Source organism: Bacterioplanes sanyensis (assembly GCF_014652515.1).
Classification (GTDB): domain Bacteria; phylum Pseudomonadota; class Gammaproteobacteria; order Pseudomonadales; family Oceanobacteraceae; genus Bacterioplanes; species Bacterioplanes sanyensis.
Genome location: NZ_BMYY01000003.1, coordinates 114,521 through 130,160, shown reverse-complemented (window position 1 = coordinate 130,160; position 15,640 = coordinate 114,521). Strand labels below are relative to the sequence as shown.

Below are 15,640 nucleotides of genomic sequence, written 5' to 3'. Positions count from 1 at the left end.
CTTCAAAGACAGCAAGGGCTGGACAAAAGCCATCGGCTGGTTTGTCCAGTGTAAACGCGTCAGACGGGTTATCGCCAGCCAAGGCTGGAACTTAAGGTCACCACCGATCCTACGATGGTGAGCGTGGGCGGCTGAATCTCGTGCTCTTCAAGGTAGGCCGGCATATCACGCAAGGTACTGATATGCACTTTTTGGTCGGGCAAGGTGCCTTTTTCTACCAAGCCGATGGGCGTTTCTGCTGGCATACCATGACTCATCAGTTGCGCGCATATTTGCGGCAAACCCGCCAAGCCCATGTAGATCACCAAGGTTTGCTCTGGGTGAATCAGCTCACTCCAGGGCAAATTACAGCTGCCATCTTTTAAATGCCCGGTCACAAAACGTACGCTTTGTGCATGATCGCGGTGAGTCAGCGGAATGCCGGCGTAAGCGGCACAGCCACCGGCGGCGGTGATGCCAGGCACGACCTGAAACGGCACCTGCGCTGCGGCCAGAGTTTCTAGCTCTTCGCCGCCACGACCAAAAATAAAGGGATCGCCACCTTTCAGGCGCAACACCCGCCTACCCTGCTGAGCCTGCTCCACCAACAGTTGGTTGATGCGCTCTTGCGGCACGGCATGATCGCTGCGCGCTTTGCCGACATAAAAGCGCTCGGCATCAGCCGGCAGCAGGTTGAGAATGCGCTCGCCGACCAAGCGGTCGTAAAACACCACATCGGCTGACTGCATCAAACGCAGCGCTCGAAACGTCAGCAGATCTGGATCACCTGGGCCTGCACCCACCAAGAACACCTCACCGCGCGCTGGCTGTTTGCCTTCTAGCAACTGCTGCGTCAGCGTCTCAGCTTCAACGGTTTGGCGCGCAAGAACACGCTCAGGCGCCACGCTGCGCATCCACTGCCGCCAAAACGCCTTGCGCTGGGCCAATGGCAGCTGCTGACGCACCCGTTGGCGCCAATCGCGTACAAATCGCCCTAAATCGCCGATTTCGGCCGGTAGAAATGTTTCCAGTCGTTGGCGCAAATACCGCGTTAGCGCAGGCGATGTGCCGCTGCTGGAGACGGTCACCATCACAGGAGAACGGTCAATAACGGCGGGGAAATAAAAGTCGCTGTCATCCGGTGCATCGGCGCGGCAAACTTGGCCGCCAATGCGTCGAATTTGCTGCGCCAGAATGGCATTGAGAGAGCTGTCGTCCAGCGCCAATACATACCAAGCATTAGCGTCATGCTGCTCTGACGCTTGAGTCACGGTACGCTGCTGCCAGTCAATTCGTCCTTGGGTGGCCAACTCGACGATGGCCGCATCGGCTTTTTGAGCAATCACAGTGACTCGACAGCCACTGGCTAGCAACGTGGGGACGCGCCGAGCTGCCACACTGCCGGCGCCATACACCACAAACTGCGGCGTACGACGCCAAACTAACGCTAAATCCACTAGTTCACTACCTGCAAACCGCCCATGTAAGGCTGCAATGCCGCTGGAATGCGAATGCTGCCATCGGCTTGCTGGTAGTTTTCCAGTACGGCCACCAAGCAACGGCCGACGGCTAGACCACTACCATTCAGCGTGTGCAGCAGCTCGGGCTTGCCGGTTTCTGGGTTGCGCCAGCGCGCGCCCATGCGACGCGCTTGATAGTCGCGGAAGTTACTGCAAGACGAGATCTCACGGTATTTCTGCTGCCCCGGCAGCCAGACTTCAAGGTCGTAGGTTTTAGCGGCAGAAAAGCCCAGATCGCCACCGCACAGAATAACCTTGCGGTAAGGCAGCTCTAATTTTTGTAAAACCGCCTCAGCATGGCCGGTCAATTCTTCCAACGCTTGCTCAGACTGATCGGCACGCACAAACTGCACCAGCTCCACTTTGTCGAACTGATGCTGTCGAATCATGCCGCGCGTATCACGACCGTAGCTACCGGCTTCGGAACGAAAACACGGCGTATGCGCCACACGCTTGAGCGGCAGTTCGATGTCGTTGACCTTGTCGCGCAGCAGGTTGGTCACTGGCACTTCAGCGGTTGGAATCAGGTAGAAATCTTTATCCCCCTGAGCCTGCGGGATTTTGAACAGGTCTTCTTCAAACTTAGGCAGCTGACCTGTGCCTTCCAATGCTTCTTTATTCACCAAGTAAGGCACGTAGGTTTCGGTATAACCGTGCTGGTCGGTGTGCAGATCAAGCATAAACTGCGTCAGTGCACGATGCAGGCGCGCCATTTTGCCAGACATGGCCACAAAGCGAGAGCCAGCCACTTGCGCGCCCTGATCGAAATTCAGGCCAAACGGTTCGCCCAAATCGACGTGATCTTTGGCTTCAAAATCAAGCGATGTAGGCGTACCCCAGGTCATCACCTCGACGTTGTCTTCTTCATCATTGCCATGAGGCACTTCGTCGGCCGGCACATTGGGCACACTCATCAGCAAATCGTGCAGCGCTTGCTCAGCTTGCTTGGCGACCTGTTCGGCTTCGGTGATGTCGGCATCAATACTGCCCATAACCTGAGCCTTGGCATCTTCTGGCGACATGCCTTGGCCGATCAGGGCGCCAATTTGCTTGGACGCTTTTTTCTTTTCCGCTTGCAGGGACTGGGCTTGAGTCAGAGCACTTTTGCGATGCTCATCCAAGCGTTTGAATTCAATGTCATCAAAGGTGAAGCCTTTTTTGGCCAAACCGGCTTTGACGGCGTCCAGGTTGTCGCGAATGTATTTAATGTCCAGCATGATGTTTTATACCAATGATTTTGATACCCACATTCCCACGGCGGTTGCCAATAAACAGCCCAACAAACTGACTCCAATATACGCCACAGCGGCGAGCCAGCGTGCTTGCTGCATCAGGGTGAGTGTTTCCAGGGAAAACGTCGAAAACGTTGTAAAAGCGCCAAGAAAGCCGATCATCGCTAGTTGCTTGTGGTGATCTGTGCCCCACTGATGCTGTACCAGCCATACATAGGCGGCGCCAATGGCAAAAGAGCCTAACAGGTTGACCGATAAGGTGCCATAGGGAAAAGGCCGCTCCAGCGCCCGAAATACGGCGGTTGCCAGCCAAAATCGCGCCATGGCTCCGAGCGCACCACCGACACCGACCCACAAAAATGCCATCTACTCATCCTCCGGATAGCGCTGCCATTCGGCGTGGGCATTGAGCTGACGTAAGTGATTGAGCTTGGCGGCGATTTTACCTTCTAGGCCACGCTCACTGGGGTGATAAAAGCGCGTGCCATGCAACGCCTGCGGAAAGTAGCTTTCGCCGGCGGCAAAGGCTTCGGGCTCATCGTGGGCATAACGGTATTCTTGGCCATAGCCCAAGTCACTCATCAAACCAGTTGGAGCGTTGCGCAAATGCATGGGCACGCCGTCGCTGTGGCGTTCACTCACCAGCTTGCGAGCCTGGTTATAAGCGCTATAAACCGCATTGCTTTTGGGCGCACACGCCAAATAAACCACTGCCTGAGCAATGGCCAGTTCGCCTTCAGGGCTACCTAGACGTTGTTGCACATCCCAAGCGTTGGTGCACAGGGTTAACGCTCGAGGGTCGGCGTTGCCGATGTCTTCACTGGCCATGCGCACCACCCGGCGTGCGATGTACAGCGGATCACAGCCGCCATCAAGCATGCGACACAACCAGTAAAGCGAGGCATCCGGGTCGCTGCCGCGCACCGACTTGTGCAGCGCGGAAATTTGCTCATAAAAGTCGTCGCCGCCCTTGTCGAAGCGTCGCAATGACTGTCGCAACACTTGCTCCAGCACGGCGTCGTCAATATCACGCTCAGCCAGCTGCAGAGCCAGCTCCAGCAGATTCAGCAGTTTGCGGGCATCGCCATCGGCGGCACTGACCAGCCGTTTCAGCGCTTGTGGCTGGGCTTGCTTGCCTTCGCCAAAACGCTGCAACGCTGTTTCTGCAATGCGCAGCAGTCCGGCTTCATCGAGGGATTGCAGTACATACACCTGTGCCCGCGACAGCAGTGCATTGTTCAGCTCAAACGATGGATTTTCAGTGGTGGCACCCACAAATATGACCGTGCCGTCTTCGACATAGGGCAAAAAGGCATCTTGCTGCGCTTTATTAAAGCGGTGCACCTCATCGATAAACAGCACGGTTTTACGACCGCGATACTGACTTTGCCGTGCTTGATCCACCGCTTGGCGAATGTCTTTCACTCCGGCCATGACGGCACTCAACGACAGGAAGTCCGCGTCAACGTAGCTGGCCATCAGTTGCGCCAGCGTGGTTTTACCCACCCCAGGCGGCCCCCACAAAATCAGCGAATGCAGCTGACCGCGCTCAAGCGCGCGGCGCAGTGGCGAGCCATGGCCAACAACCGTCTGCTGGCCGATGTAATCGTCTAAGGATTGTGGCCGCATGCGTGCGGCCAACGGTTGGTAGGCGCCATTTTCGGCGAACAGATCAGCGGTCATGGCGGCCGTCGATGACATCCACCCCTTCTGGCACATCAAACACAAAGGCGGTGGCATCTTGCTGGCCATTGCGCGTTACTTGCTCGAAGCGAATCTCCGTGCGCTGGCCAGCGGCATCGAGAATTTCCATACGCGCCAGCTGCTCACCTTGATAGGCGAAGCGCAGCTCTTCAAACAGCTGGCTGTTATCCAATGGCTGCAAGTGGTAAATGCGCTGACCGTCTTGGTTATCGGCGCTGACGTTAAAGTTGCCCTTGATGGCGTCGGCCTGACCGCTGAGCAGCAAGGCCGGTGTTTGCTGTACTCGCTGGTCCATGTCACGAATGGTGACTTGCTCTAAGTCCATGTCGTAAATCCACAGCAGCTCGCCGTCGGATACCACCAGTTGCGGGTACGGGTCATCCGTTTGCCAGCGCATTTTGCCTGGACGCGCGACTTGCAGCTGCCCGGTTAACTGCTGGAGTACCTTGCCATCTTTGGCCAAAGTGCGCTGTTCAAATTGAGCTTGCAGTGAGTTCAGCGTCTGCAAACGCTGTAACAGCTCGTCCGTCGCCTGAGTGTCGGCCAGAACCAAAGATGGCAACAAACACGCCAGCAATACAAATCGTTGAATCATCCATTTTCCTCAAAGCCTGGTTGTAGAGTTAACCGAGGCCAGTTAGTGCTAAAAGTTCACCTGCCATTGCAGGCGATTAATCCGAGGGTGCGGCTCGCGCCAGCACTTCGCGACTGCCATTATGCGCCGGCGGCGAGACCACCCCTGACGCCTCCATGGTTTCAACCAGACGCGCAGCGCGATTGTAACCAATTCGCAGTTTGCGCTGCACCGAGGATATCGAGCATTTGCCCGATTCCGTTACAAAGGCCACGGCCTGGTCGTACAGATCGTCCTTTTCATCTCCGGCTTCCAGCCCCGGTACGCCATCGCCCTCACCGCCTTGGGTGATTTCTTCGATGTAGTCCGGCTCGCCGCGGGTTTTCCATTCAGCGACCACGCGATGCACCTCGTCGTCATCGACAAAGGCGCCGTGCACCCGCTCAGGCAGTGAACTGCCCGGCGGCATAAACAGCATATCGCCATGACCGAGCAGCTGTTCAGCGCCGCCTTGGTCGAGAATGGTGCGCGAGTCAATTTTTGACGACACCTGAAAGGCGATGCGCGTTGGCACGTTGGCCTTGATCAAGCCGGTGATCACATCCACCGATGGACGCTGTGTGGCCAGAATCATATGAATGCCGGCCGCACGTGCTTTCTGGGCGATGCGGGCGATCAGCTCTTCAACCTTTTTGCCCACCATCATCATCATGTCGGCAAATTCGTCGATGACGATCACAATGTAAGGCAAAGGCTCCAGCGTCGGCGGCGTGGTGTCAAAGCTTTGATCAATGCGCCATAGTGGGTCGGCCAGTGGCTGGCCATCGGCGATCGCTTGCTTCACCTTTTTGTTGTAACCAGCAATGTTACGCACCCCTAAAGCGGCCATCAGCTGATAGCGCCGTTCCATTTCTTCCACCGACCAGCGCAAACCGTTGTGGGCTTCTTTCATGTCGGTGATCACGGGCGTCAGCAAATGGGGAATGCCTTCGTAGACAGACAACTCCAGCATTTTCGGGTCGACCAAAATCAACCTCAGCTCATCGGGCGTGGACTTAAGCAATAGCGACAAAATCATCGCATTGACGCCCACCGATTTGCCCGAGCCGGTGGTACCCGCCACCAACAGATGGGGCATTTTGGCCAAATCGGTCACTACAGTATTGCCAGCGATGTCGTGCCCCAGTGCCATGGTCAAAGGAGACGGGCTGTCGTCGTAATCCGGCGATGACAATACCTCCGACAGCGACACAATGGCACGATTTTCATTCGGCACCTCAATGCCCATGACCGACTTACCGGGAATTACCTCCACCACTCGCACCGCCACCATGGCCATGGAGCGCGCCAAGTCACGAGCGAGATTGGAGATTTTGCTGGATTTCACCCCAGGTGCTGGCTGAATTTCAAAGCGCGTAATCACCGGCCCCGGCGCTACCGCCGTCACTTCGACTTTGACGCCAAAGTCGGCCAGCTTTTGCACCAAAAGCTTGGACATTTCTTTTAAGCGATCGGCCGAGAAGCCACTTTTCTGCCCTTCCCGCGGCGGATCCAGCAGCGATATTGACGGCAAAGGTTGTGGCTCTTTAAACAAACTGCCCTGCAAATCGCGCTGCGCGCGCTTGCTGGGGCCGGTTTCGCGCTTTTCCAACGGCGTGATCAGTAGCTCTTTATCGTCATTCTCAGGCGCAGCGGATTTTGCAGACGGTGTCTCTGCTGGCTTGGGTGTGGGCCTCGGCGTGGACTTAGATGCGGGCTTAGATGATGATTCGGGCACGGCATCGCTGAGCACTGGCAAATCATCCTCATCACCCGGGGCAAGATCGCTGAGTACTGGGTCTAGGCGCAACGGTGGCTCTTGCGGCGCTGTTTTTGCCGTCTCAGGGCGTGCCTTAAAGAAACGAGCAAGCCAGCGGCGCTTACCCTCCGTTTTTTGTTCCTCGGCGCTTGAGTCCTTATTGGGCTCCGAAGGCTTTTGCTCCGCAGCGGGCTGCGACTTGGCAGTCACGGCAGGCTTGGGTGGGTGGTCGGCACGGTTAGCGACGCTGCTGGCTGAAGCCAGCAAAGCACCGCCGATGCGTTCAAACAGCTGCAGCCAAGAGAAATCAAAAAACAGCATCAGGCCCAGTGCGCTGACGACGGTCATCACCAGCGCCAGACCAACAAAGCCGAACCAGGGCTGCAAACTCATCATTAAGCCATCGCCCACCGCGCCACCAGGGCCTGCGGGAAGCCCTTCAGGCGGCAAAATGCTCATATGAGCCAAGGTGCAAAGTGACAACATGGTCAAAACCAAACCCACAGGACGGCGGCTCCAGTGCCCAGGCATGGGCTGACCGCGCATCACTAAATAGGCTCGCAAAGTGGTTAGCAGCGGAATGGCGTACGCCAAATAGCCAAAGCCGTGATAAAGAATATCGGCCATCCAAGCACCGGTGCGACCAATCAGGTTGTGCACCTGGGCTGCGCCTAGGCGCGACCATGCCGGGTCCTGCGGCGAGTAGCTCAGCAACGCCAGCAGCAGCAACAAAGAGATCAGTGCCAGTATAAAGAAGGCGGCATCGGTGCGGCGTTTTCGCGCCTCTGGCTGAGTGCTGGATTCAGGCGTATCCTTGGGCACAAATCGTTCTCACAGTAAGTCAAACATCAAACACCGGAGTGTAACACGCACCATGCTGGAATGGCTGGACGCAGGCGGCCGACCTGATTTTCCGCCCACCACCGATGCACTGCAAGAGCCCAATGGGCTATTGGCGGCCGGCGGGCAAACCTCTCCTTATTGGCTGGAAAGCGCTTATCGGCGCGGCATTTTCCCTTGGAATGACCCGCAAGAAGTGCGCTTATGGTGGTCGCCAGCCCCGCGCGCCATCATTACGCCCGAGTCATTTCGGCTGCCCCGCACGGTGCGCAAACTGCTCAAACGAAGCCGCTGGCGCATCACCGCCAATCAAGCGTTCGAGCAAGTTCAAGCGGCCTGCGCTGAACCCAGAGAGGATGATGGCGGCACCTGGATTGATGAAGAGTTACTGCACAACTACCCACGGCTATTTCGTGCTGGGCGCGCGATCTGTGTTGAAGTCTGGGATGACGACAGCGAAGCAGGCTTGATTGGCGGCTTTTATGGCGTATTGATCGGCGCAGCATTGTTTGGTGAGTCGATGTTCTCTCGCGTTAGCAATGCCTCTAAATTGGCATTTGCCAGCGCCGCCCCACTGCTGTTTGAACTTGGCATTGAGCTGATCGATTGCCAAATGCACACCGAGCATCTGGCTCAGTTTGGCTGTTACGACGCCGACCGCCAAGAATTTGAGTCCCGCTTACGCCATGCAACAGAGCAGCCGCCTATTGCGCCGCTGCCCGGGGTGATTCGCTAATGCGCCCGCTGCGCCTGTACCGGCCAACCCAACTCTCGCCCTGTGGTTATTTACCCAACAAGCTCTCGCGCAGCGATTATGTCGACCCCAGACTCGAGCTGACCGATGAAGAGCTAACAGAGCTGAATACACTGGGGTTTCGCCGCAGTGGCAAGCTGGTTTATCGGCCTGCATGCCCGAGTTGCAGCGCCTGCCAATCCGCGCGCTTTGCGTTGAATGCCATGCATATCAACCGGCGCTTGAAGCGCACCATCAAGCGCTGTCGCCACTATCAACTGGCCATCGAGCCGGCAGATTTTCAGCAAGAGCACTATCAGTTATACGCGCACTACATTCGCCAACGCCACAGCGACGGCGCCATGTTCCCGCCGACCGAGCAACAATACCGAGAGTTTATTTGCAGCCACTTTGGCAATACAGCGCTACTCACCCTGAGATGTCAGCAGAACTTAATCGGCTGCTTGGTGTTTGATCGGCTACTGGACGGGGTATCGTCTGTTTACTGCTATTTTGACCCAGCGCATGAGCACAACAGCCCAGGGCGCTACCTGATTTACTCGCTATCCCGCTTAGGTCAGGCACTGGGGCTGCGCTATCACTATTTGGGCTACTACATCGCCGATTGCCGCAAAATGCTCTATAAAGCTGAGTGGCAACCTTTAGAGCTACAGCAGCAGGGGCATTGGCATCCCGCTGCTTGGAACAAAGGCAGATAGATAAAGGTTTTACTGGCAGAGGCTTTGCTTCTTCTGCCCATTTGGTGCAGAATGCGCGCGCATTGTGCACGGTCTAAACAGGTGACGAATGGCAAAAGACGATCATATTGAAATGGAAGGCGAGGTTATTGACACCCTGCCAAATACCATGTTTCGCGTAAAACTGGAAAACGGCCACGTAGTGACCGCTCATATCTCTGGCAAGATGCGTAAGAATTACATCCGCATTCTGACTGGCGACAAGGTCAAGGTCGAGCTGACTCCCTACGACCTGAGCAAAGGGCGCATCACCTACCGCGCCCGTTAATTCAGAATCGTTAAGGTATCAGCCTAAGCTGATACCTCTTGCGGGATCCTCAGGCGAAGCTCGTCATCTTCAACATAGACGTCGACTTCGCCCCCCTTCTCTAAATCGCCAAACAGAATAATCTCAGCCAGTGGCTTTTTGATTTTCTCTTGTACTAGGCGACTCATCGGGCGAGCGCCCATTTTCTCGTCATAACCGTTCACGCCCAGCCAAATACGCGCTTCATCGCTGACGTTGAGCAAAACACGCTTATCATCCAGCTGCCCTTGCAGCTCGGCCAGCAATTTATCCACCACGTGCAAAATAGTGTCTCGACCCAGCGGCGAGAACTGAATAATGCTATCCAAGCGGTTGCGGAACTCGGGCGTAAACAGCTTCTTCAGCTCTTCCATACCATCGGTACTGTGATCCTGCTGAGTGAAGCCGATGCTGGCACGATTCATTTGTTGCGCGCCGGCGTTGGTCGTCATGACCAAAATGACGTTGCGGAAGTCGGTCTTACGACCGTTATTGTCCGTCAGTGTGCCGTGATCCATCACTTGCAACAAAATGTTAAACACCTCTGGATGCGCCTTTTCAATTTCATCGAGCAACAAGACACAATGCGGTGTTTTATTCACGGCTTCCGTGAGCAGGCCGCCTTGGTCATAGCCGACATACCCAGGAGGTGCACCGATTAAACGTGACACGGTATGGCGCTCCATGTACTCGGACATATCAAAGCGCACCAGCTCCATGCCCATCACATTGGCCAACTGGCGAGTCACTTCGGTTTTACCCACCCCAGTTGGTCCAGCAAACAAGAAAGAGCCTATGGGTTTTTCGGGTGAGTCTAGGCCGGCGCGATTCATTTTGATGGCCGTCGACAAACTCTGAATGGCCTCATCCTGCCCGAACACCACCATCGACAACTTGTCTTCTAACTTAAACAGAAGCTCTTTATCGCTGGCGTTTACCGACTTAGGCGGTATGCGAGCAATGGAAGCTACCACCTGCTCCACTTCGCCAACATTGATAACCTTTTTACGCTTACTCGGCGGCAGCAAGTGCTGCAGCGCACCTACCTCGTCGATAACGTCGATGGCTTTGTCTGGCAAATTGCGATCAGTAATGTAACGCTCCGACAACTCGGCCGCTGCGCGCAAGGCTTTGTCGGTGTAACGCACCGCATGATGCTCTTCAAAACGACTCTTCAGCCCTTTCAGGATTTTATAGGTGTCATCAACCGATGGTTGCGCCACGTCGATTTTTTGGAAGCGTCGAGTCAAGGCGCTGTCTTTTTCGAAAATACCGCGAAACTCAGTAAAGGTGGTCGAACCTATGCACCGAATTTCACCCGAACTCAACAGCGGCTTGAGTAAGTTGGAGGCATCCATTACACCACCAGAGGCCGCGCCGGCGCCGATAATGGTATGAATTTCATCAATAAACAGAATGCCGTGCGGCTGCTTCTTGAGCTCAGCCAGCAAGGCTTTAAAGCGTTTTTCAAAATCGCCACGGTATTTGGTGCCAGCCAAAAGGGCGCCCATATCTAGGCTGTAAACCACAGCGTCATTGATAATCTCTGGTACATCACCGTCTACAATGCGCTTAGCCAAGCCCTCTACGATGGCGGTTTTGCCGACGCCAGAATCCCCCACCAATAAGGGATTATTTTTGCGACGCCGCGACAAAATCTGCACCAAGCGATTAACTTCATACTCGCGACCAATCAAAGGGTCGATGCGACCATCACGCGCCTGGCGATTGAGGTTAGTAGCGTAACCTTCCAAAGCGTTCTTGCTACTGCCCTCACCTTCGTCGTCATGCTGCTCAGACATTTGATCAGAAGACTCTTCAGGCCCGCTGACTTTCGATATGCCGTGACTGATGTAGTTTACGACATCAATACGAGCGACCCCTTGTTGCTTGAGGAAATACACTGCCTGACTTTCTTGTTCACTGAAAATCGCAACTAAGACATTGGCGCCCGTTACCTCCGACTTACCAGAGCTCTGCACATGAAACACCGCGCGCTGCAGCACTCGCTGAAACCCCAGCGTTGGCTGAGTTTCACGATCTAGATCATCCTCCGGGATCAACGGTGTGGTTGAATCGACAAAATCCTGCAGATCGCGCCGTAACTTGCTAGCGTCAGCACCGCAGGCCTCCAATACCTTGGCAGCGGCTTCGTTGTCCAGCAAGGCCAGCAACAAATGCTCTACCGTCATAAATTCGTGACGTTTGGAGCGCGCCTCTTTGAATGCACCATTCAGGGTTTGCTCCAGTTCTCGGTTCAGCATGCTGCCTCCTATTCTCCGTCGTCTGCCGGCGCTATTTCGCACATCAGCGGGTGCTGGCAGTCACGAGAGTATTGATTCACGATGGCGGCTTTAGTTTCCGCCACATCCTTAGTATAGATGGCACACACGGCACTGCCTTTGGTGTGAACAGTCAGCATGATTTGCGTCGCCTGCTCTGGATCTTTATTGAAAAATTTCTGCAACACTTCCACCACAAACTCCATAGGCGTGTAGTCGTCATTGAGCATAATGACACTGTACATGGAGGGGCGTTTCAGCTCCGGCTTGGATTGCTCAACCGCTAGGCCGCCATCATCGTCGTTGTGCTGCGGATCTTGCATTACCAGGTTACGCATAATGTCCTTGGATCTGGGTTGATAAAAACGCAGGCCATGATACCGCGCCGCCGGAACTGGCAACAACGTCTGCCACAGAGTTTAATGGTGGCAAAAACAGGGCTTGACAAGCTTGACGCTGCAGAAACTGCAACGTAGTGTTGAAACACAGTTTTTCACTGACCCGCCTGACAGGTCACAGCGAAGTAACAGCAAGGGAGGTGTAGCCATGAAAACCGGCAAGGTGAAATGGTTCAACAATGCAAAGGGCTATGGTTTTATTTTGGCTGACGACAGCACTGAAGACCTGTTCGCCCACTATTCCACCATTCAAATGGATGGCTATCGAACCCTCAAGGCGGGCCAGCCTGTTCAGTTCGAGACCAAACCCAGCGACAAAGGCATTCACGCCATCAACATTCAACCGATCGACAATCACTGACGATTAACCGTAAAAAAAGGGCCGACTGGTTAACCAGCCGGCCCTTTTGCCATCTCGACGCTTCGCTTTAACAGCTGATGTTGTCGATGATGTGGTTCAGCGTGGCCGATGGGCGCATGATCTTGGCAACCTTGTCTGGATCTGGACGGTAGTAGCCCCCCAAATCAACCGGCTGACCTTGTACCGCGTTCAGCTCACTGACGATGGTCTCTTCTTTGGCGGCCAGCTCCTCTGCAATCGGCTTAAAGCAAGCCTGCAAGGCTTCATCGTCACTCTGCGCAGCCAGAGCCTGAGCCCAATACAGCGCCAAGTAAAAATGGCTACCGCGGTTATCAATATCGCCTACCTTGCGCTTAGGCGACTTGTTGTTTTGCAACAACTGGCCGGTCGCGGTGTCGAGTGCATCTGCCAACACCTGGGCGCGGCGATTGTCGGCGACCTTTGCCAGGTGCTCCAAGGAAGCGGCCAGCGCCATAAACTCACCCAGAGAATCCCAACGCAGGAAGTTTTCTTCCACCAGCTGCTGCACATGCTTAGGTGCGGAGCCGCCGGCACCGGTTTCGAATAAACCGCCGCCATTCATCAAAGGCACAATAGACAGCATCTTAGCGCTGGTGCCCAGTTCCATAATCGGGAACAAGTCCGTCAGGTAATCGCGCAAGACGTTGCCCGTCACCGAAATGGTATCCAAGCCTTCTTTGATGCGCTCCAGTGAGAAACGCGTTGCGTCCACTGGCGCCATGATGCGGATGTCCAGACCGTCGGTATCATGCTCTGGCAGATACTGGTTTACCTTGGCAATCAACTGAGCGTCGTGAGCACGGTTTTCATCCAGCCAGAACACCGCTGGCGTGTTGCTGGCACGCGCACGATTCACAGCCAGCTTGACCCAGTCACGAATCGGCGCGTCTTTAGTCTGACACATGCGCCAAATATCACCCGTGCCCACTTCATGGCTCAGCAAGACATTGCCGTCTGCATCAACCACATCAACGCGGCCGTTGGCGGTCATTTCAAAAGTTTTGTCGTGCGACCCGTACTCTTCGGCTTTTTGCGCCATCAAACCCACATTCGGCACGCTGCCCATGGTGGCAGGATCAAACGCACCGTGCTCTTTGCAGAAATTGATGGTTTCCTGATAAACGCCGGCGTAGCTGCGATCCGGAATGATGGCCTTGGCATCGTGCAGCTCACCATCGGCGCCCCACATTTTGCCGGAGCTGCGAATCATCGCTGGCATAGACGCATCCACAATCACGTCGTTGGGTACGTGTAGGTTGGTAATACCTTTGTCAGAGTCGACCATGGCAACGCGCGGCTGCTTGGCAAAGATGGCATCAATCTCTTCACGCACTTGTGCTTGAACGTCTTCTGGCAGGCGATCCATTTTAGCGATGACATCACCAAAACCATTGTTAACGCTGATGCTGGCGGCCTTGAAGGCTTCGTCGTGCTTGGCATACAAGTCGCGGAAGAAGACATCCACCGCATGACCAAAGATGATGGGGTCGGAAACCTTCATCATGGTTGCTTTTAAATGCAGCGACAGCAGCACATCTTGCTCTTTGCAATCGGCAATTTGCTGCTCCAAGAAGCTGCGCAATGCCTTAACGCTCATCACCGCGGCGTCAATTACTTCGCCCGCTTGCAGCTTCAAGCCGTCTTTTAACAGCGATTGCTGGCCTTGCTCATCGGTAAAGCGAATGCTGACGGTGGTTTCTTTGTCAGTGGTCAGCGACTTCTCGCTGCCAAAAAAATCACCTTCAGACATTGAAGCAACGTGAGACTTAGAGTCTTTGCTCCACTCGCCCATGCTGTGTGGGTAAATGCGCGCGTACTCTTTTACCGCTGCTGGGGCGCGACGATCAGAGTTACCTTCACGCAACACTGGGTTCACGGCACTGCCTTTCACCTTGTCGTACAAGGCTTTCAATACCACTTCGTCTTCCGTGGTCGGGTTATCCGGATACTTCGGCAAGTTGTAGCCGCGGGCACGTAACTCTTTCAGTGACGCTTTCAGTTGCGGAGTGGACGCGCTGATGTTCGGCAGTTTAATAATATTCGCCATGGCATCTTGAGTCAGCTCACCCAGCTCTGCCAGGGCATCGTTCTCACGCTGATCTTCATTCAGGTAAGGCGCCAGTGTCGCAACAACACGACCAGCCAGCGAAATGTCCCGCGTTTCAACCTGAATACCAGCAGACTGGGTGAACGCTTTAACGATCGGCAGCAATGAGTAAGTGGCCAGCGCCGGCGCCTCGTCCGTCTCTGTGTAAATGATTTTTGGGGTTTGTGTCGTCATTCTTACTCCTATAGCATTTGCTGCTGGTTGCTGTTTCGCAGAGCTCCGCCGGAAGCAGCTTGTGGCCACTTCATGTCGTTGCCACGGAGCTCGGAATAGTGGCAATTCGGATGGCTTGCCCGGCTGGTGCAGTGACAAGCACCTAGCCCTCAAGTCAAAAGTGGCGCTAATTTGTAGTTTTTCTACAAAAAATGCAAGCTAGACAAAAGTAATGAGTAGTAAAGCTACAACATGGCAACCCTCCTTTGCTTCAACAAACCCTTCCAGGTACTCAGTCAATTCACCGACGGCGAAGGCCGTGCAACCCTGGCCGACTACATTGATCAGCCCGGTGTTTACCCGGCAGGCAGGCTGGACTACGACTCCGAAGGCCTGCTACTGCTAACGGATGACGGTCAGCTACAAGCTCGCATTGCTGACCCGGCATTTAAAATGCAAAAACAATACTGGGTGCAAGTCGAAGGCACACCAAGCGCGGCTGCCTTACAGCAGTTGCGCCAGGGCGTGCAACTCAAAGATGGTCCAACCAAGCCGGCCCAAGTAACCATAGTAGAGCCGCACTCTTTATGGCCACGCCAGCCACCCATTCGTCAGCGTGCCAATGATGACACCTGCTGGTTGGATATTCGCATCACTGAAGGACGCAACCGTCAAGTCAGACGCATGACCGCCCATATCGGCCACCCAACCTTGCGCTTAATCCGGGTTGCTATTGGCCCTTGGCGCTTAGACAAACTGATGCCCGGCGAGTGGCGCCAACAGAGTGTGCACCTGCCCCGCAATCCTTCACGCAACTCTTCTCGCAATCAGACTCAGCGCTCAAAGGGCGCCGCGCGGCCACAACGACGGCGCAAAAATTGAGCCGAAACGGCA

General features: G+C 55.0%; 14 protein-coding genes. 5 read left to right on the top strand and 9 right to left on the bottom strand.

Features of this window, described 5'->3' with window-relative positions; genetic code table 11:
- Nucleotides 1-68: 68 nt before the first annotated feature.
- The 6 genes from cysG to IE090_RS06460 all read right to left on the bottom strand — a co-directional run bounded on the left by cysG (nt 69) and on the right by IE090_RS06460 (nt 7,629).
- Nucleotides 69-1,436, bottom strand: a complete 1,368-nt coding sequence (cysG, locus tag IE090_RS06485; protein ID WP_189387552.1) for a siroheme synthase CysG — start codon at nt 1,434-1,436, stop codon at nt 69-71.
- A complete protein-coding gene (gene serS / locus IE090_RS06480) occupies nt 1,436-2,716 on the bottom strand; it encodes a serine--tRNA ligase (protein WP_189387551.1) in 1,281 nt (426 codons plus the stop codon). Before serS ends, cysG begins: the two co-directional genes overlap by 1 nt.
- 6 nt (nt 2,717-2,722) lie before the next feature.
- Nucleotides 2,723-3,097 carry a fluoride efflux transporter CrcB gene (gene crcB, locus IE090_RS06475; protein WP_189387550.1) on the bottom strand — a complete coding sequence of 125 codons (375 nt, stop codon included), beginning with the start codon at nt 3,095-3,097 and terminating at the stop codon, nt 2,723-2,725.
- On the bottom strand, nt 3,098-4,432 hold the full coding sequence (locus tag IE090_RS06470) for a replication-associated recombination protein A (protein ID WP_229815533.1): 1,335 nt from the start codon (nt 4,430-4,432) through the stop codon (nt 3,098-3,100). It lies immediately after the preceding gene.
- Nucleotides 4,404-5,030, bottom strand: a complete 627-nt coding sequence (gene lolA, locus IE090_RS06465; protein ID WP_189387549.1) for an outer membrane lipoprotein periplasmic chaperone LolA — start codon at nt 5,028-5,030, stop codon at nt 4,404-4,406. Before lolA ends, IE090_RS06470 begins: the two co-directional genes overlap by 29 nt.
- Before the next feature lie 76 nt (nt 5,031-5,106).
- The gene (locus IE090_RS06460) at nt 5,107-7,629 is read right to left on the bottom strand and encodes a DNA translocase FtsK (RefSeq protein ID WP_189387548.1); all 2,523 of its coding nucleotides are present in this window, start codon (nt 7,627-7,629) and stop codon (nt 5,107-5,109) included.
- Nucleotides 7,630-7,681: 52 nt separating this feature from the next.
- Between IE090_RS06460 and aat the strand changes: the two genes are divergently transcribed.
- From aat to infA, 3 genes are all read left to right on the top strand, one after another.
- Nucleotides 7,682-8,383 (top strand): leucyl/phenylalanyl-tRNA--protein transferase, encoded by a 702-nt coding sequence (aat, locus tag IE090_RS06455; RefSeq protein WP_189387547.1) that lies wholly within the window; start codon nt 7,682-7,684, stop codon nt 8,381-8,383.
- Nucleotides 8,383-9,099, top strand: coding sequence for an arginyltransferase (locus IE090_RS06450; protein ID WP_189387546.1), 717 nt, complete (start codon nt 8,383-8,385; stop codon nt 9,097-9,099). The genes aat and IE090_RS06450 overlap by 1 nt, the downstream gene beginning before the upstream one ends.
- Nucleotides 9,100-9,187: 88 nt before the next feature.
- Nucleotides 9,188-9,406: a translation initiation factor IF-1 gene (infA, locus tag IE090_RS06445; RefSeq protein ID WP_028292799.1), complete on the top strand. Its 219-nt coding sequence runs from the start codon at nt 9,188-9,190 to the stop codon at nt 9,404-9,406.
- Between the two features lie 23 nt (nt 9,407-9,429).
- On the opposite strand, the gene clpA is transcribed toward infA, so the two are convergent.
- Complete coding sequence (gene clpA, locus IE090_RS06440) at nt 9,430-11,688, bottom strand: ATP-dependent Clp protease ATP-binding subunit ClpA (RefSeq protein ID WP_189387545.1); 2,259 nt, start codon at nt 11,686-11,688, stop codon at nt 9,430-9,432.
- Nucleotides 11,689-11,696: 8 nt separating this feature from the next.
- Complete coding sequence (gene clpS / locus IE090_RS06435) at nt 11,697-12,044, bottom strand: ATP-dependent Clp protease adapter ClpS (protein WP_189387544.1); 348 nt, start codon at nt 12,042-12,044, stop codon at nt 11,697-11,699.
- A 208-nt stretch (nt 12,045-12,252) separates the two neighbouring features.
- Between clpS and cspD the strand changes: the two genes are divergently transcribed.
- Entirely contained in the window at nt 12,253-12,465 is a 213-nt protein-coding gene (cspD, locus tag IE090_RS06430; protein WP_189387543.1) for a cold shock domain-containing protein CspD, read from the top strand.
- 67 nt (nt 12,466-12,532) lie between these two features.
- On the opposite strand, the gene IE090_RS06425 is transcribed toward cspD, so the two are convergent.
- Nucleotides 12,533-14,767 (bottom strand): NADP-dependent isocitrate dehydrogenase, encoded by a 2,235-nt coding sequence (locus tag IE090_RS06425; RefSeq protein ID WP_189387542.1) that lies wholly within the window; start codon nt 14,765-14,767, stop codon nt 12,533-12,535.
- A gap of 231 nt (nt 14,768-14,998) precedes the next feature.
- On the opposite strand from IE090_RS06425, the gene IE090_RS06420 reads away from it, so the two are divergent.
- Entirely contained in the window at nt 14,999-15,628 is a 630-nt protein-coding gene (locus tag IE090_RS06420; RefSeq protein ID WP_189387541.1) for a pseudouridine synthase, read from the top strand.
- The last annotated feature ends 12 nt before the right edge of the window (nt 15,629-15,640 follow it).

Excerpts from the sequence above, each read along its gene's own strand:
- serS (WP_189387551.1), bottom strand. The coding sequence starts at position 2,716 with ATGCTGGACATTAAATACATTCGCGACAACCTGGACGCCGTCAAAGCC.
- crcB (WP_189387550.1), bottom strand. The coding sequence starts at position 3,097 with ATGGCATTTTTGTGGGTCGGTGTCGGTGGTGCGCTCGGAGCCATGGCG.
- IE090_RS06470 (WP_229815533.1), bottom strand. The coding sequence starts at position 4,432 with ATGTCATCGACGGCCGCCATGACCGCTGATCTGTTCGCCGAAAATGGC.
- lolA (WP_189387549.1), bottom strand. The coding sequence starts at position 5,030 with ATGATTCAACGATTTGTATTGCTGGCGTGTTTGTTGCCATCTTTGGTT.
- aat (WP_189387547.1), top strand. The coding sequence starts at position 7,682 with ATGCTGGAATGGCTGGACGCAGGCGGCCGACCTGATTTTCCGCCCACC.
- IE090_RS06450 (WP_189387546.1), top strand. The coding sequence starts at position 8,383 with ATGCGCCCGCTGCGCCTGTACCGGCCAACCCAACTCTCGCCCTGTGGT.
- infA (WP_028292799.1), top strand. The coding sequence starts at position 9,188 with ATGGCAAAAGACGATCATATTGAAATGGAAGGCGAGGTTATTGACACC.
- clpA (WP_189387545.1), bottom strand. The coding sequence starts at position 11,688 with ATGCTGAACCGAGAACTGGAGCAAACCCTGAATGGTGCATTCAAAGAG.
- clpS (WP_189387544.1), bottom strand. The coding sequence starts at position 12,044 with ATGCGTAACCTGGTAATGCAAGATCCGCAGCACAACGACGATGATGGC.
- cspD (WP_189387543.1), top strand. The coding sequence starts at position 12,253 with ATGAAAACCGGCAAGGTGAAATGGTTCAACAATGCAAAGGGCTATGGT.
- IE090_RS06425 (WP_189387542.1), bottom strand. The coding sequence starts at position 14,767 with ATGACGACACAAACCCCAAAAATCATTTACACAGAGACGGACGAGGCG.
- IE090_RS06420 (WP_189387541.1), top strand. The coding sequence starts at position 14,999 with ATGGCAACCCTCCTTTGCTTCAACAAACCCTTCCAGGTACTCAGTCAA.